Source organism: Rhodococcus sp. NPDC003322 (assembly GCF_053589555.1).
In genome coordinates this window covers 319,291-344,707 of sequence record NZ_JBSFSC010000006.1, presented here as the reverse complement: position 1 = coordinate 344,707, position 25,417 = coordinate 319,291, and the positions used below count along the sequence as shown (strand labels likewise).

Here is a 25,417-nt window from a genome sequence, read left to right as displayed (position 1 = left end):
CCGACCTCCCTGTTCGTCGCCCCGCGAGTATCACACCAGAACCGCCGGTCGGCCCGCCTCATCCGCCCGGGGTGATTCCCGGGCCCGACCCGCCGGAGATGCTGTGCGCGCGGTGCGCGCGGCGCACAATCGGTTTGCCCGGCCGGTCTGCGACACGGCCGGCCCGACCCGGACGGCGACAACGGCGAGGCGACCCCATGAGTGCTGGCACCCGAGAACCCGACACCACCCGGAGCGGCTCCGCACTGGTGCTCACCGTCCTCGGCGCAGGCCAGTTCCTGATGACACTGGACAGTTCGGTGATGAACGTGTCGATGGCGTCGGTGGCCGCCGACCTCGGCACCACGATCACCGGGATCCAGACGGCGATCACCCTGTACACGCTGGTGATGGCGACCCTGATGATCACCGGCGGCAAGATCGGCACCATCCTCGGCAGGCGCCGGGCATTCGGACTCGGGCTGGTCATCTACGGTCTCGGGTCGTCGACGACGGCCCTCGCACCGAACCTGGCCGTGCTGCTGATCGGCTGGTCCCTCCTCGAGGGGATCGGTGCGGCGCTGATCATGCCGGCGATCGTGGCGCTGGTGGCCGCGAACTTCCCGCCCGAGCGCCGGACGTCCGCGTACGGGCTGATCGCCGCGGCCGGCGCGATGGCCGTCGCGGCCGGACCGCTGATCGGCGGCGCCGTGACGACGTTCGCGTCCTGGCGGTACGTGTTCGCGGGTGAGGTCGTGATCGTGGTGGCGATCCTGCTGGTGCTGCGGCGCATCTCCGACGTGCCGCCGCAGCGGGTGAAGCTGGACCTGGTCGGGTCGGGATTGTCCGCTGCGGGCCTGGGCCTGGCGGTGTTCGGTGTGCTGAGGTCGAGCGAATGGGGGTGGGTGCGGGTGCGTCCCGGCGGCCCCGAGTTCTTCGGGCTGTCGCCGGTGTTCTGGCTGATCCTCGCCGGACTCCTGGTGATCCAGCTGTTCCTGCGCTGGGAGTCGCGCCTGGCCGCGCGCGGCGGGCAGCCGTTGCTGGACCTGACACTGCTGCGCAACCGTCAGCTCAACGGTGGGCTCACGATGTTCCTCGCGCAGTTCATGATTCAGGCCGGGGTGTTCTTCGCCGTCCCACTGTTCCTGTCGGTGGTGCTTCAGCTGAGCGCACTGGGCACGGGTGTGCGCCTGCTGCCGCTGTCGGTGGCGCTGCTGGTCGCGGCCGTGGGCATCCCGAAGGTGTGGCCGCAGGCGAGCCCGCGGCGGGTGGTGCGGCTCGGGCTGATCGCGATGCTCGTCGGCATCGTGATCCTCGCCGCGGGAATGGATCCCGGCGCGAACGCGGCGGTCGTCGCGTTCCCGATGCTGCTGATGGGCCTCGGCCTCGGCGCACTGTCCTCGCAGCTCGGCGCGGTGACGGTGTCGGCGGTGCCGGACGAGAAGAGCCCGGAGGTCGGGGGCCTGCAGAACACCGCCACCAACCTGGGTGCCTCGCTGGGGACGGCGCTGATCGGGTCGGTGCTGATCGCGACGCTGAGCTCGTCGGTCGTCGCGGGGATCGAGTCGAACCCGGCGGTGCCGCCGTCGGTGCAGCAGCAGGCGAGTACCGAACTGGCCGCCGGGGTGCCGTTCCTGTCCGACACCCAGCTGACCGCGGCCCTCGACGAGGCCGGCATCCCGGCGGACACGGTGAATGCGGTGGTCGAGGTGAACGCGCAGGCCCGTCTCGAGGCGCTGCAGGTGGCGTTCTCGCTGGCCGCGCTGATCACGGCGGGTGCGCTCTTCGCGGCCCGCCGCCTTCCGCGCGATCCGGTCACCCGTGCGTGATCTTCACCCCGGTCGGGGTGAAGATCACGCACGGGCGCGTGGTGCCTCTACTTGCCGAGGGCCTCGGTGATGCGGTCGGCCTGCGCCTGGGCCTCGTAGAGCTGGCGCAGCAGCCACAGCCGCAGCACCCGCGCCACCGCTCCCGCCAGGTAGACGGCGGCACCGATGACGGTCAGCGCCAGCAGCGCGGTCGCCAGGATCTGGTACGAGGCGATGTTGCGCAGGTCGTCCAGGGACAGCGACGCGAAGTAGACGATGAAGGCCGCCACCGCGCCGACCACCATCAACACCAGGCCCACGATGCGGGCCTTGCCGTCACCGCCGCCGGTCTCGGTCTTCAACTTCAATTCGGACACGTCCTTCTTGAACTGGTCGCGACGGTCCTCCGCGATTGCGGTCATCGTCATCCTCCTAGGTAGCTGGTTGAAAGTTCACGGTCGATGTCGGCGGGTTTCCCGGTCCGGACCACCCGGCCCTGCAGGATCAGCGCCGCCGAGGTGGCGATCGGCAGGACGGCCCGGGCGAACTGTTCGGCGACGAGGATGGACAGTCCCTCGGCCGCGAGTTGCCCGACGATGTCGTACATCTCGGTCACGACACGGGGCGCCAGTCCCATCGACAGTTCGTCGAGGAGCAGTACCGTCGGCGCGGTGCCGAGCGCACGGGAGAGCGCCAGCATCTGCTGCTCGCCGCCGGACATCGATCCGGCGAGCTGTCCGCGCCGCTTGCCGAGAATCGGGAAGCGTTCGTATGCAACCTCTTCGAGATCCTTGAGGCTGGCACCGGTGCCGGTGGCCACCCAGAGGTTCTCGCGGACCGTGAGGTTGGCGAACACGCCCCGCCCCTCGGGGATGGTGCAGATCCCGAGCCGCGCCAGGGTGGCGGCGTCGACGCCGTTGACACATCGTCCGGCGAGCCGGAACTCACCGGAGGTCACCGGCAGGATGCCGGAGCAGATCTTCAGTGTCGACGTCTTGCCGCCGCCGTTCGGGCCGAGGAGCGCGACGACGGCGCCGGGGTGCAGCTGCAGGTCGACCCCGTGCAGCACCTCGATGGCCCCGTACCCGGCGCGCACGCCGGCCAGTTCGAGCAGCGGTTCCGGCTGCACCGCAACGGAATCCGCCGCGGTCTCGGTGGGTGCCGTCATGCCACCTCCTCCGTTCCGATGTAGGCGGCGATGACCGCCGGGTCGTTCTGGACCTCGGCGGGGGTCCCCGAGGCGATCAGGGATCCGTAGTCGAGGACGTGGATCTGCGAGCACACCCGCATGACGAGCGGCAGATCGTGCTCGACGAGGCAGATGCCGAGCCCCTCCCCCGCCAACCGCACGAGCAGTTCGGCGAAGTCCTCGGTCTCCTTCTCGGTCTGACCGGATGCGGGCTCGTCGAGCAGCAGCACCCGCGGGTCGGTCATCAGTGCGCGCGCCACCTCGACGACCCGGGCCCGGCCGGTCGGGATGTCGGACACGTCCTTGTCCGCGACGTCGGTCAGCCCGGTCAGTTCGAGGAGCCGATCCGTCTCGGCCGCGAGATCACGGCGACCGCGAACGCCGGTGCCCCGCAGTCCGGTGCCCCGCAGTCCGGTGCCATGGATGTCCCCGGCCACCCGCAGGTTGTCCCGCACCGACAGGGACAGGAACAGTTCCAGCCGCTGGAAGGTGCGGGCCAGTCCGAGCCGGGCCCGCTTGTAGGGCGCCTTGCCCGTCACGTCCTGCCCGTCGATCAGCACCCGCCCCGCGGTCGGCTTCTGCAGACCGGTGACGGTGTTGAACAGGGTGGTCTTGCCGGCGCCGTTGGGGCCGATGAGACCGGTGACGGAGCCGGCGTGCACGGCGAGGCTGACGTCGTTGACCGCCACGTGACCACCGAATCGCACGGTGACGCCCCGGGTTTCGAGCAGTGGTGTCGCATCAGGAGACGGCATTGGTCGTCAGCTCCTTCTCGGGCTCGGATCCGGCGGTGGTCGCCGGCGCGGCATCGTCGCGGGAGTGCCTGCCTGCCGCGGAGGTCGCCGCGACGGGTGAGGCCGGCCGCACGCTTGCGGGCAGGCCGAGTTCCCGGTCGACCCGTGCGATGACCTCGTCGTCGTACGGTTCGTCGATGCCGATCGTCTCGGGGTCGACGGGACGCCGCCGCGCGGCCTCCTCTTCGCCCAGAACCGCGGTCGGCATGAGCATCTCGCCGATCACCGGCAGCGCGAACCCGGTGACGATGGTGATCGAGGCGAACCACCAGTTGTCCAGGACACCGGTCAGTGCCAGCACGTACGCGACCGCGACGACCGCGGCCCCGCCGATCAGCACCGGCTTGGCATCCTTGAGCTTGCGGTAGCCCTCGACGACCTGGTGCACGCTGCCGGACGGGTTGTGTCCCACACCGATACCGATCAGCGCGGGGCTGACCGCGGCGATGTTGCCGAGCAGCAGGTACAGGCCCTCGAGGTCGGGCTGGGTCTTCGCCAGGTTGTTGAAGGAGACCATGATGACCGAGAAGCCGACGCCGGCCATCACGCCGCCGAAGAAGGCGCCGCTGACGTAACCGATGCCCGCGACCACGGTGAGCATGAGCAGCGACAGGCTGATGATGATCGTGAACGACTCCCCGGAGACCGAACCCATCGCCGACGACATCAGGATGCCGCCGAGACCGGCGATGCCCGCCGACAGCACGAACACACTGAGCTTCAGCTTGACCAGGCTCTGCCCGAGCATCGCCGACGCGGCGGGGCTGTCCTTCATCGCGGTGAGCCGGCGGCCGTAGCCGCTGTTGCGCAGCGCGATCAGCACGACGCCGAGCACCGCGAACACCACGGTGACGGTCATCAGGAATGTCGTCGGGTTCCCCAGGTCGAGCGGTCCGACCTGCAGCGGCGGGATCACCAGGTTGCCACCGGTGAAGATGGAGAACTTCTGCCCGAACAGCTCGTGCTCGGTGGTGTCGCGCAGCACCATGTTGGACAGGAACACGCCGAACGCCATGGTCGCCAGGGCCAGGTACAGCCCCCGCAGGCGCAGGGCGGGTAGTGCCACGAGTCCGCCGACGAGCGCCGCGACGATCACGCCGAGGATGACGCCGACGATGGTGAGCCGTTGCGCGAGACCGGATCCGGTGATGCCGAAGTGGTACACGATGATCGTGGCGATCGCGCCGAAGGACAGTGGGGCCAGGTTCATCTCGCCGGCGTATCCGGTGAGCAGGGTCAGTGACAGTGCGATGATCGCGAAGCAGATGCCGATGGTCAGGGTGGTCACCGCGGACTCGACCATCAGCAGACGGATCAGGTACACGATCACCACGAGCGCGACGGCCCAGCCGACGGCCTTGCGCACCGACGGCACGTGGTAGCGCTCGCGGGTGCGGACGGCGGCGCCGCGCAGGCGATCCTGCGGCAGCACGATCAGCACCACGAACAGCGCGATCATGGGCAGCGAGACTCGCAGGTTGGACGTCCACGTCCAGGTCGTGGGCGCGTACCCGAGCAGGTAGGTGCCGGCCAGGCCGAGCACGACCGCGCCGACGAACGTGCGCGGGATGCTGCGCAGCCGGCCGAACATGGCGGCTGCGAAGGCGTCGATCACCAGCAGCGTCAGCAGGTTGGCCTCGAGGGTGCCGCCGCTGATCGGGGTGATGAGGATGCCGGCGAGCACCGCGAGCATCGAGCTCAGCGCCCAGGAGAAGCCCGCGATCCGCTCGGGATTGTGGCCGCTCAGGCGGAGCAGGTCCGGGTCGTCGACGACACCACGCATGGTCGCGCCCATCCGGGTGCGGGTGAACAGCAGGCGCAGACCGAGAGCGATCGCCACAGCGGCGATCAGGCAGATCAGCTCGTGCACGTGCACCGTGGCACCGAAGAAGGAGAACTTGGCGTCGTCACCGAAGAACATCCGCAGGGTGCGCGGGTCCTCCGGGTGCCAGAACCACTGGGACAGGAACAGCATCCCGAGCATGATCGAGACGGTGACCACGATCTTGGTCACCTCGGCGGTGTCCCGCAGCCCCCGCATGATCAGGAAGTACAGGCCCAGGCCCATCAGCGGCCCGAAGACGCCGAGCACGATCAGCAGGGCCAGCGGGGTCGGCACCCCCCAGCCGACGCTCAGCTGCCAGTAGACGAACGCACCGAGCATGGCTTGTGCGCCGTGCGCGAAGTTGAAGATGCCGGAGGTGTTGTAGGTGAGCACCAGCCCGGAGGCGGCGATCGCGTACACGGAACCGAGCACGAGGCCCAGGATCGTGAATGTCACGAAAGTGTCCATGTGAGAACCCTTGGTGGTGGGGGCCCTAGGTGTTTAACGCTAGGTCGGATAACGGGGGCGGTGCGACGTGCGCCGCACCGCCCCCGTGAGAGTCCGTGAGCCGCAGCGATCAGACCTGCGGCTTGATCACGTTCGGTCCGAGGTACTTGGTGGAGATCCGGTCGGGGCCGAGCTCGGTGCCCCAGGTCGACGGGTCGGTCTTGATCAGGTACTTGTCGTTGCACTCGAACTCGGCGGCCTGCTCGGGGAAGACCTGGGTGTACTTGTCACCCTTCAGCGACACCATCAGGCCGCACTTGGCCGGCATGTTCTTGCCCGGGTCGGTCACCGCGTGCAGGCCGCCGCCGTCCCACTCGTGGATCTTGGACAGCTCGGTGACCATGCACTGGCGGGTCAGGTCGGAGCCGCACTCCTTCGCCGCGGTGGCCCACAGCAGGAAGGAGGAGGTGGACTGCATGCCGAGGAGCGCGGTCTTGCCGCCCTCCGCCGCGACCAACTCCTTGTACTTCGCGACGGCCGGAACCTTGTCGGCGTTCTCGAGCATCTGGAAGGTCATGTCGGCATTGAGGTTGTCGAGGATGCCGCTTTCCTTGTTGAAGGTCTGCGCGGAGTTTCCGTACCAGGTGGCCTCGCCGAAGATGATGGGGTCGATGCCGACCTGGTCCACCGCCTTGAAGAAGTTGAACTCGTTCGGCACCGGCGACCGGGAGGTCCACAGGCCCTTGACGCCGCACTGCTTGTACTTCTCCGCGAACGGCACGTAGCTCGGCTCACCCTGGTAGTTGAGGGTGACGCCGCAGTCCTTGAGCTTGAAGCCGGCGGCCTCGGCCATCGAGCGGGTCTTGGCCAGCGAGGTGATGATCGTCGGCATCGTCGACCCGACGAGATCGAAGTCGTTCAGCAGGTCGGGGTGCATCTGGGCCATCTGGAACCAGGCGGCACCGTTGGCGTAGTCCACCGGGAACGGCACGCCCTGATAGGACATCGGACCGCTCGCGGCGTCCGGGGAGACGGTGAAGCCGGGGACGGCGGCCATGTTGCAGGCCACGCGGGTCTGCTCGGCGGTCTGGTCCATGGCGAAGCCGTGGCCGACCATCATGAACTCGGAGCGGCACGCCTCCTGCATGACCGTGTTGGCGTTGGTCATCGCCGCGTCGTAGTCGGTGCCGACGATCTTGCGGCCGTTGATGCCGCCCTGCTCGTTGCACCAGTCGATCATCGCGGAGACGGCGTCGGACATCTCCTTGTTCAGGCCGGGGCTCTGCGCGTAGCCGCGGTCGTCGCCGAACCCGATCTTGATCTCGGTGTCGCTGACACCCTGATCGGTGGCGCCCTTCGCGTCGCCGGCGCCGCACGGGGAGGCGAGGGTGCCGAACTTGGTGTCGGACGCGGACGCGGACTTCGCGTCACCGGTGCCGCCCGAGGTCGGCACGCCGGCGTCGCCACCACGGTCGGTGGCGCACGCCGAGACCAACGCGGCCGACAGGGCGAGGGCCGCGAAGAGCTTCGCGGGCTTGCGTGGGTTCACGATCGGTGTCTCCGTTCTTGACGCGGTCGAGCTGTAGACGCGGAAAAGAAGTGTTCTGCGTCACTCGATGCGGGGACGCTAGCCAGCGGATAGCCGCCAGAATCGTCCATTCCCGGTGAGTGAGACCTGAGCGTGAGTTCGGCCACATCGACGAAACTCGTGTGATGCTTCCCACCCCCGAGACCCGATCGTGTCCTGCTCGCAGGGCCGATCGAACGACCAGGCCAGGGCTTGTCGCGCCTGTGCCGAAGAGCACGCCCCACAGCCGCCTCGTGACTCGACTTTTACGCCGTCGTAACGGAGGATGGAAGCTTGTGAACGCGGAACTCATCGTTCTTCTCGTCGTGGTCGTCACAGCCCTCGGGTTCGACTTCACCAACGGCTTCCACGACACCGGGAACGCGATGGCCACCTCCATCGCAACCGGGGCTCTTCGACCAAAAGTCGCGGTGGCACTGTCCGCAACCCTGAACCTGGTCGGTGCGTTCCTCTCCGTCGAGGTCGCCGCCACCGTCGCCAAGGGCGTGGTGAATCTCAGCTCGACCGGCGGCGAGGACCTCCTCCTGATCGTCTTCGCCGGTTTGGTCGGCGGCATCCTCTGGAATCTGTTGACGTGGTTGTTCGGCATCCCGTCGAGCTCCTCGCACGCCCTGTTCGGCGGCCTGATCGGCGCCGCGATCGCCGGCATCGGCATGAACGGCGTCGAGTGGGCGGGCGTGCTGAGCAAGGTGATCGTGCCCGCACTGCTGGCCCCCGTCGTCGCCGGTCTGGTCGCTGCCTGCGGGACCTGGCTGATCTACCGGATCACCCACGGCGTCCGCGAGGACACCAAGGAACGCGGCTTCCGGCTCGGCCAGGTCGGGTCGGCGTCACTGGTCTCCCTCGCCCACGGCACGAACGACGCCCAGAAGACGATGGGCGTGATCTTCCTGGCCCTGGTCGCGCACGGCACCATCACCGCGGATGCGCCGATGCCGTTCTGGGTCAAGCTCAGCTGTGCGGTCGCGATCGCGCTGGGCACCTATCTCGGCGGTTGGCGGGTCATCCGGACCCTGGGCAAGGGCCTGGTCGAGATCGCCGCGCCGCAGGGCATGGCAGCGGAGGCGTCGTCCGCGGCGATCATCCTGACCTCGAGCCACCTCGGTCTCCCGCTGTCGACCACCCACGTCGCGACGGGATCGATCATGGGCACCGGCATCGGCCGGCGCGGCGCCGAGGTGCGCTGGGGCGTGGCGGGCCGGATGGGCGTCGCGTGGCTGATCACCCTGCCGTCCGCCGCACTGGCAGGCGCGATCTGCTGGGGCATCGCCCACCTGATCGGTGGCCTGCCCGGCGTGCTGGTGGTCTTCGCGATCCTGCTGGCACTGGCCACGCTGATGTACCTGCGTTCGCGCCGTCAGCCGGTCGACCACAGCAACGTCAACGCGGAGTGGACCGGACGCGTCGAGCCGGAGGCCGCCGTCCCGTCCCTGCCGGACACGACGGACGTCGTGCTCGCAGATCTGACCGCCCTCGACGCCGCGCTGGTCAAGGACATTCCCGCCCCGCCCGGCGTGACCGAAGTCCTGCCGGACACCACAGCCGTCACGCCGGCCCCACGCGTCAAGCCCGCCGACAACGTGTCGGCCTGACCGACGGAAAGCACCCGATGGACCTGTTGACGAAAACCGCCGAATCGCTGTGGCAGGTGATCCTCGTCGGCCTCGTGCTCGGCGCCGGACTGCCCGCCATGTTCGCGTTCGGACTGCGCCTGCTCGGATCCGGCCCCACGACCGTGGACGAGTCGGGTGCCCCGGCGACCACCACCAGAAGCCCGCTGGCCACCGCGGCGGCCGTGGCATGCTTCGCGATCGTGGTGATCGCGATCGTCACCGGCATCCTGTTCATCATGGCGGACTTCCTCGATCACACGTTCGGAATCCAACTGTTCTAGCGTCGACCGCACTGGCGTGAGACCGCATGGTCGGGAGACCATGGCGTCGAGAGGCAACGTTTGTGAGCACCGTGAAAGCGTCATTCCCGCTGTCGGTCCTGAAGTGGTTGCGCGCCGGATACCCGGAGGGCGTGCCGCCGAAGGACCGTGTCCCGCTCGTGGCCCTGCTGTACCGGCAGATGTCCAGTGAGCAGATCAAGGACGTCTCGGTGGCGCTCGCCGAGGCTGCGGGCAAGGCGCCGGACCCGACGATCACGCGCAACGAGATCGGCGAACTGATCGAACAGGTCACCGACACCGAACCGTCCACCGAGGACATCACGCGGGTGGCATCGGTGCTGGTCGCCGCGGGATGGCCGCTCGCGGGCCTCGACGACGAACCCTAGGGAGAGGGGGTACCCAGTGAGCCTTCCACCGTTTCTCACCTCGATTCTCGGCTGGCTGCGTGCCGGGTATCCCAACGGCGTGCCGGAGCAGGACTACGTCCCCCTGATCGCCCTGCTGCGCCGTCGTCTGTCCGACGACGAGGTCCGCACGGTCACCGCCGCCCTCGTCGACCAGGAGTCGCCGGTCGACCGGGTCGACATCGGCGTACTGATCACGAAGGTCACCGACGAGATGCCACTCGAAACCGACGTCGCGCGGGTACGCGCACACCTCGCGGCCGGCGGCTGGCCCCTCGCCGGCCCGTGGGACGAGGAGCAGCAGAACCCGTACCGCCCGATTTGACCGGGAGATCCGAGTAGTCGGCCACTCGTGACGTCGCGGCACCCGATCACCGACGCTGGGTTGAAGCCAATCCAGTGTGAAAGAGGCGATCGTCATGACGATCCAGGGTGACCATGCCGTCGTGATCGGTGCGGGCGTCGGTGGACTCGTCGCCGCGCGGGTGCTCAGCGAGTTCTACCACCGGGTGACGGTTGTCGAACGAGACGCGCTCCCGACGGATCCGGTCCCGCGCAAGTGTGTGCCACAGGGGCGGCACGCACACGTGCTGCTGGCCCGGGGCGCGGACGCATTCGACGACCTTTTCCCCGGGTTCACCTCCGACCTGATCTCCAGGGGCGCCCCGACCGGCGACGCCGGCGAAACGTTCCGGGTGGTCCTCGACGGACAGCGTCACCTGTCGAGCCACGCGGGCGTGCGCGCGGTCGGAGCGAGCCGGCCGCTGATCGAGTGGCAGTTGCGGGACCGGGTGCGCGCGCTGCCGAACGTCTCCGTCGCCGAGTCCTGCGCTGCGGTCGATCTCACCGGTGACCAATCGGGCCGGCGGGTCACGGGCGTCACCGTGCGTCAGGCATCCAGGTACGTGGCGGTGGACGCCGATCTGGTGCTCGACGCGTCGGGCCGCAGTTCGCAGACGCAGCCGTGGCTCGAGTCGTTCGGGTGCCCCCGGCCCCCCGAGGACCGGCTGAGCATCGGCCTCGCCTACGCCACTCGCCACTTCCGGCGCGATCCGGCCCAACTCGCCGGCGCGCTCGGCGTGGCGGTGGGCGCGACCCCAGATCTCCCGCGCGGTGGGGTGATCCTCGCGCAGGAGGAGGGCGCCTGGGTGACCACCGTCACCGGCTACGCCCACGACGAACCGCCCCTGGACCCGGACGGTTTCGCGGCCTTCGCGGCCACGCTCCCGGCCCCCGAGTTCGGCAGGTTCGTCGCCGAGGCCGAACCCTTGGACGAGCCGGTGCGCTACCGGATCCCGACAACGGTCCGCCGCCACTACGAGGCGCTCCCGCTCCCCGAGCGCTATCTGCCGTTCGCGGACACGATCTGCTGCTTCAACCCGGTCTACGGCCAGGGCATGAGCGTCGCAGGCGCGCAGGCACTGGCGCTGCGCCGATGCCTGGGTCAGGGAGTCGAGGCGCTGGCACCCCGCTTCCTGCACCGCATCCGGCGGCTCCTCGACGACGCCTGGACGACGTCGTCGGACAGCGACCTGAACATTCCCTGCGTCGAGGGCCGGCGCAGTACCCGCACCCGGATCTCGAACGCATACACGGCCAGGGTGCATCGCGCCGCCGCCACCGACCCGAACGTCGGGGCGCAGTTCCTGCGCGTGATCAACCTGCTCGAGCGCCCCACGGCGCTGCTGCGCCCGGTGACCGCCGCTCGGGTCCTGCGCGGCAACCTGCGTCCGGCAGCCGCCCTCGGTGCCACCTCGCCCGTACCTGCCCGCCGCACTGCAGGCATGCCCGTGTGACCGGCGAGGCCCGAGCGTTCTGGCAGCATGGGGCGGGTGAGTTCCGTGCTGCAGACGTTGACCGTCCCGACCGGTCCGGCGGTCGCGGAGATTCTCCCCGCGCTCGAGCGCGCCCTCGTCGGCGGCGGTCCGGCACTGCTGCCGGTCCCCGCCGCCGACGACCGCGAGATCGCGCGGCTGTCCGGCGCACTGTCCCCGGGTGAACCGATCGACGGGTCGGTGGCGCTGGTCGTGGCGACCTCGGGCAGCACCGGTGTCCCGAAGGGAGCGCAGCTGTCGGCGGCGGCGCTGCGGTCCAGCGGCACCGCCACCCACGACCGGCTCGGCGGACCGGGGTCGTGGCTGCTTGCGCTGCCCGCCCACCACATCGCGGGCCTGCAGGTCCTGCTGCGCGGGCTGCTCGCCGGGCACGAGCCGGCGGTCGTCGATGTCTCGGGCGGCTTCGACCCCGGCGCGCTGCCCGGTGCGGTCGCCGCGATGCGCGGACCTCGGCGCTACACCTCCCTCGTCCCGACGCAGCTGGTCAAGACCCTCGACCACCCCGAGGCGACGGCGGCGCTGGCCGATCTGGACGCCGTCATGCTCGGCGGTGCCGCCACCCCGGCGCCGGTCCTCGAGCGCGCCCGGGCGGCCGGCATCACGGTGGTCCGCACGTACGGCATGAGCGAGACCTGCGGCGGCTGCGTGTACGACGGCGTCGCGCTCGACGGGGTGCGGGTTCGCGTCGACGACGACTCGCGAGTTCTGCTCGGCGGCCCGGTGCTGGCGTCCGGCTACCGCAACCTGCCGGAGCATCCGGCGTTCGCCGAGCCGGGCTGGTTCCGCACCGACGATGCCGGCGTCGTGGAGGACGGGGTGCTGCGCATCCTCGGCCGGCTGGACGAGGCCATCTCCACCGGCGGGCTCACCGTCGTCCCACAGGTGGTCGAAGCCGCGCTCGTCACCCACGCGGAGGTCGCGGAGGTCGCGGTGTTCGCACTGCCCGACGACCGGCTGGGGCAGCGGGTGACGGCCGCCGTGGTCCCGACGCCCGGCTCGAATCCGACACTGGAGTCGTTGCGCGAGCACGTGATTCGATCCCTCGACCCGACCGCCGCGCCCCGCGAGCTGCACCTGCTTGGCGCGCTGCCGCTGCGCGGTCCGGGCAAGGTCGACCGCCGCGCCCTCGCCGCCCGCTTCACGCGCCCCGAGCGCTGACCGGACGTCCCGGTCAGTGCCGCGCGATGCCGCGGAGCACGGTGGCGACCAGGGCGTCGATCAGCCGGTCGTCGGGCTCCGCCGCCGGAGGGACCGGGCCGGCCTGCAGTCCCCTCAGCACCAGGTCGTGCCAGGCGCCGCTGATCAGGGTGACGGCCGCGGGGACGTCGGCGAAGGCGGCGAGCCGTCCCAGTTCCTGCTCGCCGCGTAGGTAGTCCGCGAGCACCTCCCGCGCCGGAGCCGTGGCCTTCGGCAGGGATGCGTACGCGGACAACACCTTCGGCTGCGAGAGCAGTCCGGCGAACGCGGGCACGATCGCGATGTGCAGTGCGAATCCGCGGCGCACCAGCGTCCGCAGGTTCACCTCCACGGACCCCGAGCCCGGCTCCGGCACCGGGGCCGGCGGGTCGACGGCCCGCACGTGCGCGTCGAGGCCGAGCGCGAGCAACTCCTCCTTGCCCGCGAAGTGGTTGTAGAGCACGCCGTCCGCGACCTTGGCCTCACGGGCGATGTCGCGGACGGTCAGCCCGGCCGTTCCGCGTTCGGCGATGAGCCGGCGGGCCGCCTCGATCAGGTGGTCGCGCAGGCTGGTGTCGTCGCCGCGCAGGGCGGCCGCGGTTCTCGGGGACATCGGAGTCGATCGTAGGGACTCAGGGACGGACCGCCCGTACGAGCCACGCCGTCCCGCGCAGTCGCACCGCGTCCGGCTCCTCGTACCGGCGCATCGCCTGCAGGAGCGCGGCATGGACGTGCGCACCAAAAACATGAACACCTGTTCATGAACGTCTGTTCATGATGAACCCGGGCGGAATCCCGAGTCGAGACGCAAGGGCGACGCAAGGGGCGCGCAAGCGGGCCATCGGAGGGTGGGGACCAACACCGATCCGAAAGGACTCCGCATGAACCTGTCGACTCCCCCCGCCATCGAGGCGGACGGGCTGGTCAAGCGTTTCGGCGACTTCACGGCGGTCGACGTCAGCCTGACCGTCCCGACCGGTTCCGTGTACGGCGTGCTCGGCCCCAACGGCGCGGGCAAGACCACCACCATCCGGATGCTCGCGACGCTGCTGAAACCGGACGCGGGCACGGCCCGGATCTTCGGGTACGACGTCGCCGCGGAGCCGACCGCCGTCCGCTCGCTGGTGGGCGTCACCGGTCAGTACGCGTCCGTCGACGAGGACCTCACCGCCACCGAGAACCTGATGATCTTCTCCCGGCTGCTCGGCCTGAGCCGGGCGGACGCCCGACGCAAGACCGCCGACCTGCTCGAGGAGTTCGCGCTCACCGAGGCGGCGGGCAAGGCGCTGAAGTACTTCTCCGGCGGCATGCGCCGGCGCCTCGACCTGGCCGCCAGCCTGATCGCACACCCGCCGCTGCTGTTCCTCGACGAACCGACCACCGGACTCGACCCGCGCACCCGCGCGCAGATGTGGGACACCATCCGGCGACTGGTCGCCGAGGGCTCGACGGTGTTGCTGACCACCCAGTACCTCGACGAGGCCGATCAGCTCGCCGACCGGATCGCGGTGATCGACCACGGACGCGTGATCGCCGACGGCACCGCCGACGAACTCAAGGCGTCCGTAGGGACCTCGTCACTGCAACTGAACCTGGTCGACCGCGCGGACGTCGAGGCGACGCGCTCCCTGCTCGCCGACGCGCTGGGTGTCGACGTCGCGGTCAGCCCCGAAGCGGCGCGGCTGACCGCTCCCCTGACCGACACCTCGATCACCCCGGAGTTGCTGATCCGTCTGCGCGACAACGGAATCGTGGTCGACGAGATCACCGTCAGCAAGCCCAGCCTCGACGAGGTCTTCCTCACCATCACCGGCCACGACGCCGATCAGACGGCCGACGCCGACGACACCGAACGGAGCATCGCATGACCACCGCAGTGGCAACCCGGAGCAGCGTCCCCGAGGCCGGTGTCCCGCCCGCGGCCCGATCCGTCGGCCTCGGTGCGACCGTCGCGCAGTCGCTCACGATGGCCCGTCGCGGCCTGCTCAAGCTCAAGCACAATCCCGAGCAACTGTTCGACGTGGTGATCCAGCCGCTGATCTTCACGGTCATGTTCACCTACATCTTCGGTGGCGCCATCTCCGGCGACGTCTCCGCGTACCTGCCGATCATCATCCCCGGCATCCTCGTGCAGACGGTGATCACTGCATCCATCGTCACCGGCACCCAACTGCGCGAGGACATGGACAAGGGGGTCTTCGACCGATTCAAATCCCTTCCCATCGCGCGTATCTCCCCGCTCGCCGGTGCGCTGATCTCCGACATGGTGCGGTACGCCATCGCCACCACCATCACGTTCGCCATGGGCTACGCGATGGGCTACCGCCCGGACGGCGGGGCAGTCGGCCTCGTCGCCGCGGGCCTGTTGGTGATGGTGTGCGCGTTCGCGATCAGCTGGATCTTCGCCCTGATGGGAGTGCTCATGAGCAAGGCCTCGTCGGTGCAGGGCATCTCGATGCTGGTCCTGTTCCCGCTGACCTTCATGTCCAATGCGTTCGTGCCCGCCCACACCATGCCGGGCTGGATGCAGACGTTCGTGAGCGTCAACCCGGTCTCGCACCTGGTGACCGCCGTCCGCGAACTGGTGAACGACGGCCACGCCGGCATGCCCGTCGTGTGGTCGCTGGTCGGCGCCGCCGTCGTGATCGCGATCTTCGCCCCGCTCGCCGTCCGCACCTACATGCGCAAGACGTAGGACAGGCGCTGCGCGCTCGCGAGTGGTTCCGGTCCCCATGCGGGCCGGAACTACTCACGGGCGCGAAGCGCCTCGAGGATCAGGAGTCGGGCCCGGTGACGAGGCGTGCCGGTGACCGCGTCGAGCGCCTGCTCGACGCGGTCACCGCCGAGCACGTCCCGGGCCAGATCCAGGTGCCGCGCCACCCGCATCGACGGAAAGTCCTGCCGTGGGGCCACTCTCGTGGCCAGGGCGAGCAGGCGCAGACCACTGTCGTGACCGGTCGCGATGTCGTGGCTGCCGACCGCACACGCGACGGCGCCCGTCTGCGGATGGTCCCGGTGCCCGCCGGGCCCGAGCTGGTCGAGCACCCGCGGGGTCAACCAGTCGACCACATCCCCGGCCTCGGCCGCCCGACCGGCGAGGACGTGGGCGTCGACAACGGCCGACAACACCATCAGCCCGAACGGATCCGGATCGTCGTCGACCCCGGACTCCGGCCACCCGACCAGCCGCAGCGCCGACCGGTAACCGCGGAGCCCGGCGTCGAGGTCACCGGACGCCAGGTCCACCTCGGCCCGACTGGCCGCGATCGCCGCCGCGCCCTGCGTCCGATCGGATCCGGCCGTCCCCGCGGGGACGTCGGCCTGCGTCCCGGCCGCGAGGTCGGCCAGTGGTCCGGCCGACTCCAGTTCGCTCCGCGCCTCGTCGACGCGCCCCAACCCGACCAGCGCGGCGGCGATGTAGCTGTGCGTCGCCGCCGACTCGTCGAAGGCATGCAGTTCCCGCATCAACTCGGCGCCCCGGCGGTAGTAACGCACCGCCTCCTCGTAGCGGGCCGACTGGGCGGCGATGCTGCCCAGGTGCTGGCACACCATCGACACCGTCCACGACTCGCCGGCGCTGTCGGCCAGTTCGAGCGCCACCCGGGCGTCGACGCCGGAGCCGTACAGGTCGCCGGCGTTCTCGCGCAGATTCGCCCGCACGAGCAGTGCCGCGCAGCGGGACGCACGGTCGGGGTGACGGACGGCGAGGGCCAGTGTTCGCGGCACGCCGCGGCCGGTCACGGGGAGCACCATCAGTCCCGCACCCGTCGCAACCACCGGATCGAGATCGGTTCTCACCCGGACGATCTCGCGCAGTCGGACCCGCGCGAGCGCCAAGGCCCGGCTGACACCGCCGAACGCGATCACGCCGGCGAGCAGGACGTAGGTCAGCGCGACGTGGTTGCCGGGGACCGCCCGCGCCCCCGCACCCCGCGGGTCGAGGTCGAGGTCGAGGATTCGCGGCGCCCACGCGACCACCTCGGAGTGCGTGCCACGGAACGTCCACAGCGCGCCGAGCACCGGGAACACCGTCAGCGCCGAGGTGGACCTGCCCGCACCCACCGCGTGCCGCAGCACCGCGAGCAGGTTGTCGTGCTCGGCGTCGGCCGCGTGGGTGATCGCGGCCTGGTCGCCGTCCAGGAATCCGCGAACCGCGCTGCGGCAGAACCGCTCCGCCCAGCCGAGGGTCCGCTGCGTGACGATGGCGTCCTCGTCGGCACCGGCCAGGGCCAACTGCTCCTCGCCGAACTCGCGGACGGTTTCGAGCATGAGATACCGCAGACCGACTTGATCCTCGACGACCGTGAGCATCGACTGCGTGACCAGCCCCTCGACCGCGGCCGCCGCGTCGACGACCTCGCCCCACTCCGCGACCGCGACGGCGGCCTCGAGGGTGAAGCCGGCCGGGAAACGACACAACCTCCGCAGGGCCGCCCTCTGGTCGGGTTCGAGGAGGTTCCAGCTCCACTCGATGACGGCGTGCAGGGTGCGGTGCCGCTGCGGCGACGTCCGGTCACCGGTCCGCAGCAGCGTGAACCGGTCCGAGAGGCGATCGTTGATCTCCTCGACGCTCATCGTCCGGACACGCGCGGCGGCCAGCTCGATCGCCAGCGGCAGCCCGTCCAGCGTGCGGCACAGCCGGGCGACGGCCGACGGGTCCAGCCGCACCGACGGACGCACCGCCTGCGCCCGGGAGCGGAACAGTTCCGTTGCTGGCGAACCACTCTCGTCGACGGCGAGCGGCGGCAGCGGGTACACGGCCTCCGCGGTGATCGCCATCGGCGCCCGACTGGTCGCGAGCACCGTCAGCTGGTCGCTCGCCGCCACCAGGTCGGCGACGACCTCCGCGACGTCGTCGATCAGGTGTTCGCAGTTGTCGAGGATCAACAGCGACGGACGCGCCGACAGCGCCTCCCGCAGGCGGTCGCGGGCATCGCGGATCCGGGCGCGGGTCAGCGCCGTGCCCGGGGCGAGCTCCACCTCTCCGATACCGAGTGTGCCGCTGATCGCCGCGATGACGTCCGCACCGTTGCGCAGCGACGCCAGCTCGACCAGGGCAACCGGAAGTCGTTGCGCGGCACGGAGCCCGACCTCGTGCACGATGCGGGTCTTGCCGGTGCCGCCCGGACCGAGCACGGTGACGACCCGCGACGCGCCGAGCAGTGCCTCGACCGCGGCCAGGTCCGCGTCGCGGCCGAGCAGGGTGTTCGGCGCGGCCCGCAGCCCGACCGAGGTGGGCCGCAGCGACGCGGGTTCCGCGTCGATCGCCGGAATCGTCCGGGTCTTCGGCATCGGCGCCGTCCCGGTGAGCAGCGCCGTGTTCAGCTCCACCAGCCTCGGCGAGGGGTCGGTGCCGAGCCGGTCGGCGAGCCGCTCCCGCAGCCCGGCGAACACCTCGAGCGCCTCGTTGCCCAGCCCCAGTCCCGACAGCACCAGCATCAGCTGCCCGTGGGTCTGCTCGTCGAGCGGTGCCCGCGCGACCACCGCCCGCGCCAGCGGGAGCGCCTGCCGCAGTTCGCCCGTCGCGACGAGCGCGGTGAGCTCGACGACGTCCAGCGCCGCGGCCCTCGCCGCGGCCTCGCCGGCGAGTTCGTCGGCCTGCTCCCCGACCGGCAGGTCCGCGCCCGGGTCCCCGCGCCACAGTGCCCGCGCCTGCCGGACCGTCGTCACCGCGGCCAGAGGGTCCCCGTCGGCGTGTTGCTGCTGCGCCCGCTGTTCGAGTGCGCGGGCCAGCGTCACGTCGACCTGCGTCCGGGACAGGGCCAGCCGATAGCCGGCGGGGCCGCTCTCGAGGACACCGTCGGGCAACGCGGCCCGCAGCCGGGAGATCTGGGTGTGCAGCGCGTTCGTCGGCGAGCGCGGCGGGTCGTCGCCCCACACATCCTCGATCAGGGCCTGCGCGCTGCGGGCCCGACCGGGGGTCCGCGCCAACGCGACCAGGAGCGTGCGGGCGCGCGCGCCCGGCAGCGGGACCAGCGCGCCGCCACGCCGGGTCGCCACCTCGCCAAGCAAGGCCACCTCGACGCCGGTGGACGCGGCCGGGGCGAGGTCGTTCGAATCGGGTTGCACCGCCGCCAATGCTAGCCACCTACGCGGGCCCGCGGCCGCGTGGTGAAAGATCGGGGGATGGCTTCAGTTTCCGAATGGATCGAAGGCGCCCGCCCGCGCACCCTGCCGAATGCGATCGCGCCGGTGCTCGTCGGAACCGGCGCGGCGGCGTCGATCGACGGCGCAGTGTGGTGGAAGGCGGTGCTGGCGATGGTGGTGTCGATGGCGCTGATCATCGGCGTCAACTTCGCCAACGACTACTCGGACGGCATCCGCGGCACCGACGACGAACGGGTCGGCCCGCTGCGCCTGGTGGGTTCGAAGCTCGCGTCGCCGGCCGCGGTCAAGGGCGCCGCATTCACCTGCTTCAGTATCGCCGCGGTCGCCGGAGTGACGTTGTCGCTGGTGTCCGCGTGGTGGCTGATCCTCGTCGGCGCGGTCTGCATCCTCGGCGCCTGGTACTACACCGGCGGATCGAAGCCATACGGCTACAGCGGCTTCGGCGAGATCGCGGTGTTCGTGTTCTTCGGGCTCGTGGGCGTGCTCGGCACCCAGTTCGTGCAGGCCGAGCGGGTCGACTGGGTTGGCCTGGTGTCGGCGATCGCGGTCGGATCGTTCTCGTCGGCGGTGCTGGTGGCGAACAACCTGCGCGACATCCCCACCGACACCGAGTCCGGCAAGCTCACCCTCGCGGTGCGGCTCGGCGACGCCCGCACCCGCACCCTGCACCTGGCGCTGCTTGCGGTGCCGTTCGTCGTCACGCTGGTCCTCGTCGCCCGCACCCCGTGGGCGCTGCTCGGCCTGCTGGCGCTGCCGCTGGCGGTCAAGGCGAACGCGCCGGTCCGCTCCGGCGGCCGGGGCCTCGCGCTGATCCCCGCGCTCGCCGGGACCGGCGCGGCGATGCTGGTGTGGGGCGCCACAACCGGCCTCGCGCTCTGGATCGGCTGAGCGGGACGTCCGCCACCTCTCGCCGCACCGGGTTGTCTCGGGTCAGCGCTTGGCGCTGGGGAACACCGCCGTGAGCACGAAGTTGACGAGCGAGATGATCAACGCGCCCCAGACGGCCGTCCAGAACCCGTCGACGGTGATGCCGAGGCCGGTCGAGTCGGTGATCCACGACGTCAGCAGCAGCATCAGAGCGTTGATCACCAGGGTGAACAGTCCGAGCGTGAGGATCAGCAGCGGCAGCGACAGCAGCTGCACGATGGGCTTGACGAAGGCGTTCACCACGGTGAACACCAAGGCGATGAACAGCACCACGAGGACCTGGTTGACGTTGTCCTTGGTGGCGATGTCGATACCGTTCACCCATTCCGAGGCCAGCCAGATCGCGATCGCGTTGATCACCAGACGCAACAGAAAGCTCATGCGCCCATGCTGGCACACGCGCTAGACATGGGTGGTGATTCGAGCCGCCACCACCGCCGACCTGCCCCTGCTGCCCGTGATCGAGGTCGCCGCCGGTGAGCCGTTCCGCGCCCTCGGCATGACCGCGGTCGCGGACGACGCCCCGCCGACGGTCGCCGATCTCCTGCCGTTCCTGCGCGCCGGCCGGCTCTGGGTCGCCACCGCACCCTCCGCCTCGGCAGCCGGCGACCACCGGCCCGAGCGCCCGGTCGGCTATGCGACAGCCGAAGTCGTCGACGGGCGGGGCCACCTCGAGCAGGTGTCCGTCGATCCGCGCTGGGCCGGCCGCCGGCTCGGTGCCGCGTTGATCGACGCCGTCGTCGAGTGGGCCACCGACCGCGGCGACCTGTGGCTGACGCTGACCACCTTCGTCGACGTCCCGTGGAACGCGAGGTACTACCGGCGGCTGGGTTTCGAGCCGATCCCGGAGGCCGAGATCGGCCCCGGTCTGCGGGCCATCCGCGCCGAGGAGGCCGCGCACGGACTGGACGCCTGGCCGCGCATCGCGATGCGCCGCCACCTCTCTCCGGGGGCGTGACCGGATCGTCGGCTGCGGTCGGTCAGGCGGCGTCGTCGAGGAGTTCGACAACGCGACGCCGCAGTTCGGACGGCACGATGTGCGGCCCGATCACGGCGACGACCGCAGGATCGGCGCCCCGCAGCAATCCCAGCAGTACGTGCTCGGTGCCGATCTCGGTGTCCTTGCGGGCCAACGTCTCCCGTAGGGCGAGTTCGAGGGCCTTCTTCGCGTCGGAGGTGAACGGGATGTGGCCGGTGCGGCGCGCGAACCAGCCCCGCCGCCCGACGCCCTCGTCGCCGCGGTCGAGGGCGTCGGCACCGAAGCTCGCCTCGACGCTGTCACGGACCGCGTCGAGATCGATCCCGATCGACCGCAACGCCTCCGCGTCGGTCTCCCCGAGCGGCCGGTCCTCGGCGCCCCGAGCGAGGCTCGCCCGCACCTGCGGCGCAGTCAGGCCGGCCTCGGCGCACATCGCCCCGAGCGGCGAGTTCGATTCCACGACAAGGATTCCGAGAAGAACGTGATCCGTCCCGATTCGCGGCGCGGACAGGTCCTTCGCCTCCCCCTGAGCCTGGACGACGACCGAACGCGCCGCTGCGGTGAATCGCTCGAACATTTCACTTCCTCCGGTTGTGTTTCTGATGCACGGCCTGCCTGCTGACTTCGAGCGAGTCGGCGATCGCCTGCCAGGACCACCCCTGGTCGCGGGCGTTCTGCACCTGCACCGCCTCGAGCCGTTCGAGGAGCCGACGCAGCGCGAGCACCGCCCGCAGGCCGACCTTCGGGTCGGGGCTTCCCGCCGCTGCCGCCAGATTCGTCGCCTCGGTCATGCTGTCAATCTAGATTGACACGCGTGGCGCGTCAAGGAAAGTTGACAGATCGGGGGCGGCGCTACCGTGGATCAGAGTTGGACAACCACTCAGGAGGAGATTCCATGGCACTGAACAAGACCGCCGTATCCGCCCTCGCCGCAGGCGGGCTCGTCGGCGGCTACGCCGTCGCCCGGCAGACCGGCAACCGCCCACTCGGCGGCGCGGTGCTCGGCGTCGTCGGATCCGTGTGCGGGACGTACTGGGCGCGCACCTCCGGACCCGCCCGGACCGCCGCTCTCGTCGCCACCTACGTGGGCGCGTTCGGTGCCTCGCATCCGCTGGCGAAGAAGATCGGCGCGTGGCCGTCGGTCGGTGTCGTCGCCGCAGGCACCGCTCTGGCGTCGCAGCTCGTCAGCAAGTGACCCGCGCGGATCCGGGGCGGCTCAGGCGCCGAACCTCGGCGCGATGTGCGCGACGACGGCATGAATGCTGCCGTCCCGGATCTCGAACGTCTCGGTGATCTCCACGGTCATCAACTTCGCCCCGGCGATGCCCGCATCGAGCAGGTAGCGAGTGGAGACCACATCCCCCTGCTCGCTCATCTCCAGGTCCCGGATGCCCTGAATGACCCGGTACTGCGGACCGTGCGCGAGGTCCCAGGCCATCTGCGAACCGTTGAACCCGGTCTTGAGACCCGCCTCGACGCGGGTGGCACCGGACGCGAACCGCACCGCCGACGCGTCGTGGGAGAGCAGAGCGTCGATGTAGGCGCGGGCGACCGCTTCCCGTTCGGTGTCGACGCGCGTCGGGTCGGCCGACACGGCCGGGCCGGCGGCCGCCGGCCCGGCGGCGAGAACCACCGCGGCGACCGCGGCAACGGCTCCGAGGACGGACAGGGCGACGAGTCGAGGGGTGCGCATGCCCCGGAGCCTAGCGAGAACGTGTTCCAGATGTGAACACAACGCCGCAGGTCGTGCACTCAGGGTCACGCGTTCCCCGGACACCGACCGGCCGGTCGCGTGAGGATGAACGGGCAGTACGCGTTCCGAGGCCGACGAACCGGCACGTCACCGGCGTACGGCCCCGAGGGATCCCGCAGCGAAACGATTCGCACCGAAGACCACCTCGATCGCCGAACGGACCGACCGTCATGCGCACTCTCCCCCGTCTGGCAGCCACCGCCGCCCTGACGACCACCACCGCTCTGGCCCTCGCCGCGCCGCCCGCCCAGGCCACAGCCGCGCAAGGCGTCACCGCAGAGACGCTCGCGGAACTCGAACTCGCGCCGACGCTCCTGCCGCCACCTCCGCCCGGACACCCGCCGGTCCCGGACGAGACGGAGGGCACCCTGCGACGGATCGTCATCGACCCCGGAGGCAGCACCGGCTGGCACCACCACGACGGCCACGTCCAGGGCCTCGTCGTCGCGGGCACCCTCACCCGGGTCCTCGCCGACTGCTCTCGGATCAGCTCACCCGCGGGATCCTGGGTCACCGAGGACCCCGGAGACGACCACGTCGGACTCAACCTCGGACCGGACCCGGTTGTCCTGCTGGTGACCTACCTGTTGCCGGACGACGAACCCTTCTCGGAGGACGCACCCGCCCGATGCCCCTGACCTCCCCGCCTTGACCTGAAGTTCACTTGAGGTCCTACGGTCGCCCTTGCCGCGCACCCGGGAAAGTACGGCGGACAGGGTATGTCGCACCCGGGCCGTAGCGTTGCACCGAGCAGCACCGAAACCGAGGGGACGGCAGTGAACAACGTCGTTGCAGAGCACGGAACGAGCATCGAGGGAGTCCGGTCATGAGTATGGAATCGGTCGCCTGGAGTTCGATGTACCGGATGATGAACGCCAGCGACGACCGCCGGCCGTTCTCGATGGCGACGATGCGGCGCATCCTCGGATTCGCCCGGCCCCACCGCCGCAAGATCGCACTGTTCCTGATCGTCAGCGTCGTCACCGCGGCTCTGGCCGTCGCGACCCCGGTGCTCGCGGGCCGGGTGGTCGACGCGATCGTCAAGGGCACCGACTCCGGTGTCGTGATCGGTCTCGCCGTCACGATCGCCGTCATCGCCGTGGTCGAGGCCGCGATGGGTCTCTACAACCGGTTCCTGTCGTCGAGCATCGGCGAGGGCCTGATCCTCGACCTGCGCACCTCGGTGTTCGATCACGTGCAGAAGATGCCGATCGCGTTCTTCACCCGCACCCGGACGGGAGCGCTGGTCAGCCGGCTCAACAATGACGTGATCGGCGCGCAGCGGGCCTTCAGCGACACCCTGTCCGGAGTGGTCGCGAACCTGGTGACGTTGGTCCTGACGCTGGTCGTGATGCTCGGGATCTCCTGGCAGATCACGGTGCTGGCACTGCTGCTGCTCCCGGTGTTCGTGCTGCCCGCCCGCCGGATCGGCGCCCGGATGGCCGGCCTGCAGCGCGAGGCCGCCAACCACAACGCCGCCATGAGCACGCAGATGACCGAACGGTTCTCGGCCCCCGGCGCCACCCTGGTCAAGCTGTTCGGACGGCCCCGGGAGGAATCCGCCGAGTTCGAGGTCCGCGCCCATCGGGTCCGCGACATCGGGGTCCGCACCGCGATGACGCAGTCCGCGTTCGTGACCTCCCTGACGCTGGTGTCGGCGCTGGCACTGGCCCTCGTCTACGGACTCGGCGGCTGGTACGCGCTCAACGGCCGACTCGAGGCCGGATCGGTGGTCGCGCTCGCCCTGCTGCTGACGCGGCTCTATGCACCCTTGACGGCGCTCGCGTCCGCGCGGGTCGAGGTGATGAGCGCCCTCGTGAGCTTCGAGCGGGTCTTCGAGATTCTCGACCTCGAGCCCCTGATCGCGGATCCCGAACACCCGAGGCCGATGCCGGACGGCCCGGTCGCGGTGGAGTTCGAGCGGGTCCGGTTCGCGTACCCGTCGGCGGACAAGGTGTCCCTCGCGTCGCTCGAAGAGGTCGCGGCCCTCGACAGCCGCGGCGGTGTCGAAGTACTCCACGACCTCTCGTTCCGCGCCGAACCGGGCCAGATGGTCGCGCTGGTCGGCTCGTCCGGGGCGGGCAAGTCGACGATCGCCCAGCTGGTGCCGCGGCTCTACGACGCCGACAGCGGCACTGTCCGCCTCGGCGGAGTCGACGTGCGCGACCTGTCGGCGGACGCCATCCGGGCGACGGTCGGCATGGTCACCCAGGACGGTCACCTGTTCCACGACTCGATCCGGGCGAACCTGCTGCTCGCCCGGCCCGAGGCGACCGAGGACGAGCTGTGGGAGGTGCTCGGCCGGGCCCGGCTCACCGAGCTGATCCGGGCCTTGCCCGACGGCCTCGACACCGTGGTGGGCGAGCGCGGCTACCGGCTGTCCGGCGGCGAGCGGCAACGGCTGACGATCGCCCGGCTGCTGCTGGCGCATCCGCGGGTGGTGATCCTCGACGAGGCGACCGCACACCTGGACTCGACGTCGGAGGCGGCGGTGCAGGCGGCACTCGGGGAGGCACTGGCGGGCCGCACGTCGGTGGTGATCGCGCACCGGCTCTCGACGATCCGGGCGGCCGACCAGATCCTGGTGGTCGAAAGCGGCCGCGTCGTCGAACGCGGCACCCACACCGAACTGCTCGCCGCGGGCGGCCGATACGAGCAGCTCTACCGCACCCAGTTCGCCGACACCGACCAGCGCGCGCCGGTCCACTGAG

Annotated in this window: 25 protein-coding genes; 14 read left to right on the top strand and 11 right to left on the bottom strand. The window is 70.4% G+C overall.

The window, feature by feature from the left end; all coding sequences use genetic code 11:
- Window positions 1-197 precede the first annotated feature (197 nt).
- A complete protein-coding gene (locus ACWDUM_RS24045; RefSeq protein WP_450135914.1) occupies window positions 198-1,808 on the top strand; it encodes an MFS transporter in 1,611 nt (536 codons plus the stop codon).
- A gap of 47 nt (window positions 1,809-1,855) precedes the next feature.
- Here ACWDUM_RS24045 and ACWDUM_RS24040 read toward each other — a convergent pair whose 3' ends face one another.
- The 5 genes from ACWDUM_RS24040 to ACWDUM_RS24020 all read right to left on the bottom strand — a co-directional run bounded on the left by ACWDUM_RS24040 (window position 1,856) and on the right by ACWDUM_RS24020 (window position 7,591).
- A complete protein-coding gene (locus tag ACWDUM_RS24040) occupies window positions 1,856-2,209 on the bottom strand; it encodes a hypothetical protein (protein ID WP_450135913.1) in 354 nt (117 codons plus the stop codon).
- 2 nt (window positions 2,210-2,211) lie between these two features.
- Window positions 2,212-2,955, bottom strand: a complete 744-nt coding sequence (locus ACWDUM_RS24035) for an ABC transporter ATP-binding protein (RefSeq protein WP_450114402.1) — start codon at window positions 2,953-2,955, stop codon at window positions 2,212-2,214.
- Complete coding sequence (locus tag ACWDUM_RS24030) at window positions 2,952-3,731, bottom strand: ABC transporter ATP-binding protein (RefSeq protein WP_450135912.1); 780 nt, start codon at window positions 3,729-3,731, stop codon at window positions 2,952-2,954. Before ACWDUM_RS24030 ends, ACWDUM_RS24035 begins: the two co-directional genes overlap by 4 nt.
- Window positions 3,718-6,063, bottom strand: a complete 2,346-nt coding sequence (locus tag ACWDUM_RS24025) for an ABC transporter permease (RefSeq protein WP_450135911.1) — start codon at window positions 6,061-6,063, stop codon at window positions 3,718-3,720. Before ACWDUM_RS24025 ends, ACWDUM_RS24030 begins: the two co-directional genes overlap by 14 nt.
- Window positions 6,064-6,172: 109 nt before the next feature.
- A complete protein-coding gene (locus tag ACWDUM_RS24020; RefSeq protein ID WP_450135910.1) occupies window positions 6,173-7,591 on the bottom strand; it encodes an ABC transporter substrate-binding protein in 1,419 nt (472 codons plus the stop codon).
- 314 nt (window positions 7,592-7,905) lie between these two features.
- Here ACWDUM_RS24020 and ACWDUM_RS24015 point away from each other — a divergent pair, with 314 nt between their 5' ends.
- The 6 genes from ACWDUM_RS24015 (at window position 7,906) to menE (ending at window position 12,921) form a co-directional block, all read left to right on the top strand.
- Complete coding sequence (locus ACWDUM_RS24015) at window positions 7,906-9,222, top strand: anion permease (RefSeq protein WP_450135909.1); 1,317 nt, start codon at window positions 7,906-7,908, stop codon at window positions 9,220-9,222.
- Between the two features lie 17 nt (window positions 9,223-9,239).
- Window positions 9,240-9,524 carry a hypothetical protein gene (locus ACWDUM_RS24010; protein WP_450135908.1) on the top strand — a complete coding sequence of 95 codons (285 nt, stop codon included), beginning with the start codon at window positions 9,240-9,242 and terminating at the stop codon, window positions 9,522-9,524.
- Between the two features lie 62 nt (window positions 9,525-9,586).
- Complete coding sequence (locus ACWDUM_RS24005; RefSeq protein ID WP_450135907.1) at window positions 9,587-9,910, top strand: DUF3349 domain-containing protein; 324 nt, start codon at window positions 9,587-9,589, stop codon at window positions 9,908-9,910.
- 16 nt (window positions 9,911-9,926) lie between these two features.
- Window positions 9,927-10,253: a DUF3349 domain-containing protein gene (locus tag ACWDUM_RS24000; protein WP_450135906.1), complete on the top strand. Its 327-nt coding sequence runs from the start codon at window positions 9,927-9,929 to the stop codon at window positions 10,251-10,253.
- 94 nt (window positions 10,254-10,347) lie between these two features.
- The gene (locus ACWDUM_RS23995; protein WP_450135905.1) at window positions 10,348-11,724 is read left to right on the top strand and encodes an FAD-dependent oxidoreductase; all 1,377 of its coding nucleotides are present in this window, start codon (window positions 10,348-10,350) and stop codon (window positions 11,722-11,724) included.
- A gap of 36 nt (window positions 11,725-11,760) precedes the next feature.
- On the top strand, window positions 11,761-12,921 hold the full coding sequence (gene menE, locus ACWDUM_RS23990) for an o-succinylbenzoate--CoA ligase (protein WP_450135904.1): 1,161 nt from the start codon (window positions 11,761-11,763) through the stop codon (window positions 12,919-12,921).
- 13 nt (window positions 12,922-12,934) lie between these two features.
- On the opposite strand, the gene ACWDUM_RS23985 is transcribed toward menE, so the two are convergent.
- Window positions 12,935-13,552: a helix-turn-helix domain-containing protein gene (locus tag ACWDUM_RS23985; protein ID WP_450135903.1), complete on the bottom strand. Its 618-nt coding sequence runs from the start codon at window positions 13,550-13,552 to the stop codon at window positions 12,935-12,937.
- 268 nt (window positions 13,553-13,820) lie between these two features.
- Here ACWDUM_RS23985 and ACWDUM_RS23980 point away from each other — a divergent pair, with 268 nt between their 5' ends.
- Both ACWDUM_RS23980 and ACWDUM_RS23975 read left to right on the top strand, forming a co-directional pair.
- Window positions 13,821-14,807: an ATP-binding cassette domain-containing protein gene (locus tag ACWDUM_RS23980; RefSeq protein ID WP_450135902.1), complete on the top strand. Its 987-nt coding sequence runs from the start codon at window positions 13,821-13,823 to the stop codon at window positions 14,805-14,807.
- The gene (locus ACWDUM_RS23975) at window positions 14,804-15,634 is read left to right on the top strand and encodes an ABC transporter permease (protein WP_450135901.1); all 831 of its coding nucleotides are present in this window, start codon (window positions 14,804-14,806) and stop codon (window positions 15,632-15,634) included. The genes ACWDUM_RS23980 and ACWDUM_RS23975 overlap by 4 nt, the downstream gene beginning before the upstream one ends.
- A 50-nt stretch (window positions 15,635-15,684) precedes the next feature.
- On the opposite strand, the gene ACWDUM_RS23970 is transcribed toward ACWDUM_RS23975, so the two are convergent.
- Complete coding sequence (locus tag ACWDUM_RS23970) at window positions 15,685-19,008, bottom strand: BTAD domain-containing putative transcriptional regulator (protein ID WP_450135900.1); 3,324 nt, start codon at window positions 19,006-19,008, stop codon at window positions 15,685-15,687.
- Between the two features lie 57 nt (window positions 19,009-19,065).
- On the opposite strand from ACWDUM_RS23970, the gene ACWDUM_RS23965 reads away from it, so the two are divergent.
- Entirely contained in the window at window positions 19,066-19,935 is an 870-nt protein-coding gene (locus ACWDUM_RS23965; protein ID WP_450135899.1) for a 1,4-dihydroxy-2-naphthoate polyprenyltransferase, read from the top strand.
- Window positions 19,936-19,977: 42 nt separating this feature from the next.
- Here ACWDUM_RS23965 and ACWDUM_RS23960 read toward each other — a convergent pair whose 3' ends face one another.
- Window positions 19,978-20,355: a phage holin family protein gene (locus ACWDUM_RS23960; protein WP_450115412.1), complete on the bottom strand. Its 378-nt coding sequence runs from the start codon at window positions 20,353-20,355 to the stop codon at window positions 19,978-19,980.
- Window positions 20,356-20,389: 34 nt separating this feature from the next.
- Here ACWDUM_RS23960 and ACWDUM_RS23955 point away from each other — a divergent pair, with 34 nt between their 5' ends.
- Complete coding sequence (locus ACWDUM_RS23955) at window positions 20,390-20,932, top strand: GNAT family N-acetyltransferase (protein ID WP_450135898.1); 543 nt, start codon at window positions 20,390-20,392, stop codon at window positions 20,930-20,932.
- Window positions 20,933-20,954: 22 nt separating this feature from the next.
- On the opposite strand, the gene ACWDUM_RS23950 is transcribed toward ACWDUM_RS23955, so the two are convergent.
- Window positions 20,955-21,530 (bottom strand): Clp protease N-terminal domain-containing protein, encoded by a 576-nt coding sequence (locus ACWDUM_RS23950; protein WP_450135897.1) that lies wholly within the window; start codon window positions 21,528-21,530, stop codon window positions 20,955-20,957.
- Window position 21,531: 1 nt separating this feature from the next.
- The gene (locus ACWDUM_RS23945) at window positions 21,532-21,744 is read right to left on the bottom strand and encodes a helix-turn-helix domain-containing protein (RefSeq protein WP_450135896.1); all 213 of its coding nucleotides are present in this window, start codon (window positions 21,742-21,744) and stop codon (window positions 21,532-21,534) included.
- A 104-nt stretch (window positions 21,745-21,848) separates the two neighbouring features.
- Here ACWDUM_RS23945 and ACWDUM_RS23940 point away from each other — a divergent pair, with 104 nt between their 5' ends.
- Window positions 21,849-22,148 carry a hypothetical protein gene (locus tag ACWDUM_RS23940; RefSeq protein ID WP_450115416.1) on the top strand — a complete coding sequence of 100 codons (300 nt, stop codon included), beginning with the start codon at window positions 21,849-21,851 and terminating at the stop codon, window positions 22,146-22,148.
- A gap of 21 nt (window positions 22,149-22,169) precedes the next feature.
- On the opposite strand, the gene ACWDUM_RS23935 is transcribed toward ACWDUM_RS23940, so the two are convergent.
- Window positions 22,170-22,646, bottom strand: coding sequence for a hypothetical protein (locus ACWDUM_RS23935; protein WP_450135895.1), 477 nt, complete (start codon window positions 22,644-22,646; stop codon window positions 22,170-22,172).
- A gap of 230 nt (window positions 22,647-22,876) precedes the next feature.
- On the opposite strand from ACWDUM_RS23935, the gene ACWDUM_RS23930 reads away from it, so the two are divergent.
- Together ACWDUM_RS23930 and ACWDUM_RS23925 are read left to right on the top strand one after the other, a co-directional pair.
- The gene (locus ACWDUM_RS23930) at window positions 22,877-23,344 is read left to right on the top strand and encodes a cupin domain-containing protein (RefSeq protein WP_450135894.1); all 468 of its coding nucleotides are present in this window, start codon (window positions 22,877-22,879) and stop codon (window positions 23,342-23,344) included.
- A gap of 188 nt (window positions 23,345-23,532) precedes the next feature.
- Entirely contained in the window at window positions 23,533-25,416 is a 1,884-nt protein-coding gene (locus ACWDUM_RS23925) for an ABC transporter ATP-binding protein (RefSeq protein WP_450135893.1), read from the top strand.
- Window position 25,417 lies beyond the last annotated feature (1 nt).

Excerpts from the sequence above, each read along its gene's own strand:
- ACWDUM_RS24045 (WP_450135914.1), top strand. The coding sequence starts at position 198 with ATGAGTGCTGGCACCCGAGAACCCGACACCACCCGGAGCGGCTCCGCA.
- ACWDUM_RS24040 (WP_450135913.1), bottom strand. The coding sequence starts at position 2,209 with ATGACCGCAATCGCGGAGGACCGTCGCGACCAGTTCAAGAAGGACGTG.
- ACWDUM_RS24035 (WP_450114402.1), bottom strand. The coding sequence starts at position 2,955 with ATGACGGCACCCACCGAGACCGCGGCGGATTCCGTTGCGGTGCAGCCG.
- ACWDUM_RS24030 (WP_450135912.1), bottom strand. The coding sequence starts at position 3,731 with ATGCCGTCTCCTGATGCGACACCACTGCTCGAAACCCGGGGCGTCACC.
- ACWDUM_RS24025 (WP_450135911.1), bottom strand. The coding sequence starts at position 6,063 with ATGGACACTTTCGTGACATTCACGATCCTGGGCCTCGTGCTCGGTTCC.
- ACWDUM_RS24010 (WP_450135908.1), top strand. The coding sequence starts at position 9,240 with ATGGACCTGTTGACGAAAACCGCCGAATCGCTGTGGCAGGTGATCCTC.
- ACWDUM_RS23995 (WP_450135905.1), top strand. The coding sequence starts at position 10,348 with ATGACGATCCAGGGTGACCATGCCGTCGTGATCGGTGCGGGCGTCGGT.
- ACWDUM_RS23985 (WP_450135903.1), bottom strand. The coding sequence starts at position 13,552 with ATGTCCCCGAGAACCGCGGCCGCCCTGCGCGGCGACGACACCAGCCTG.
- ACWDUM_RS23980 (WP_450135902.1), top strand. The coding sequence starts at position 13,821 with ATGAACCTGTCGACTCCCCCCGCCATCGAGGCGGACGGGCTGGTCAAG.
- ACWDUM_RS23975 (WP_450135901.1), top strand. The coding sequence starts at position 14,804 with ATGACCACCGCAGTGGCAACCCGGAGCAGCGTCCCCGAGGCCGGTGTC.
- ACWDUM_RS23965 (WP_450135899.1), top strand. The coding sequence starts at position 19,066 with ATGGCTTCAGTTTCCGAATGGATCGAAGGCGCCCGCCCGCGCACCCTG.
- ACWDUM_RS23960 (WP_450115412.1), bottom strand. The coding sequence starts at position 20,355 with ATGAGCTTTCTGTTGCGTCTGGTGATCAACGCGATCGCGATCTGGCTG.
- ACWDUM_RS23950 (WP_450135897.1), bottom strand. The coding sequence starts at position 21,530 with ATGTTCGAGCGATTCACCGCAGCGGCGCGTTCGGTCGTCGTCCAGGCT.
- ACWDUM_RS23945 (WP_450135896.1), bottom strand. The coding sequence starts at position 21,744 with ATGACCGAGGCGACGAATCTGGCGGCAGCGGCGGGAAGCCCCGACCCG.
- ACWDUM_RS23940 (WP_450115416.1), top strand. The coding sequence starts at position 21,849 with ATGGCACTGAACAAGACCGCCGTATCCGCCCTCGCCGCAGGCGGGCTC.
- ACWDUM_RS23935 (WP_450135895.1), bottom strand. The coding sequence starts at position 22,646 with ATGCGCACCCCTCGACTCGTCGCCCTGTCCGTCCTCGGAGCCGTTGCC.
- ACWDUM_RS23930 (WP_450135894.1), top strand. The coding sequence starts at position 22,877 with ATGCGCACTCTCCCCCGTCTGGCAGCCACCGCCGCCCTGACGACCACC.
- ACWDUM_RS23925 (WP_450135893.1), top strand. The coding sequence starts at position 23,533 with ATGAGTATGGAATCGGTCGCCTGGAGTTCGATGTACCGGATGATGAAC.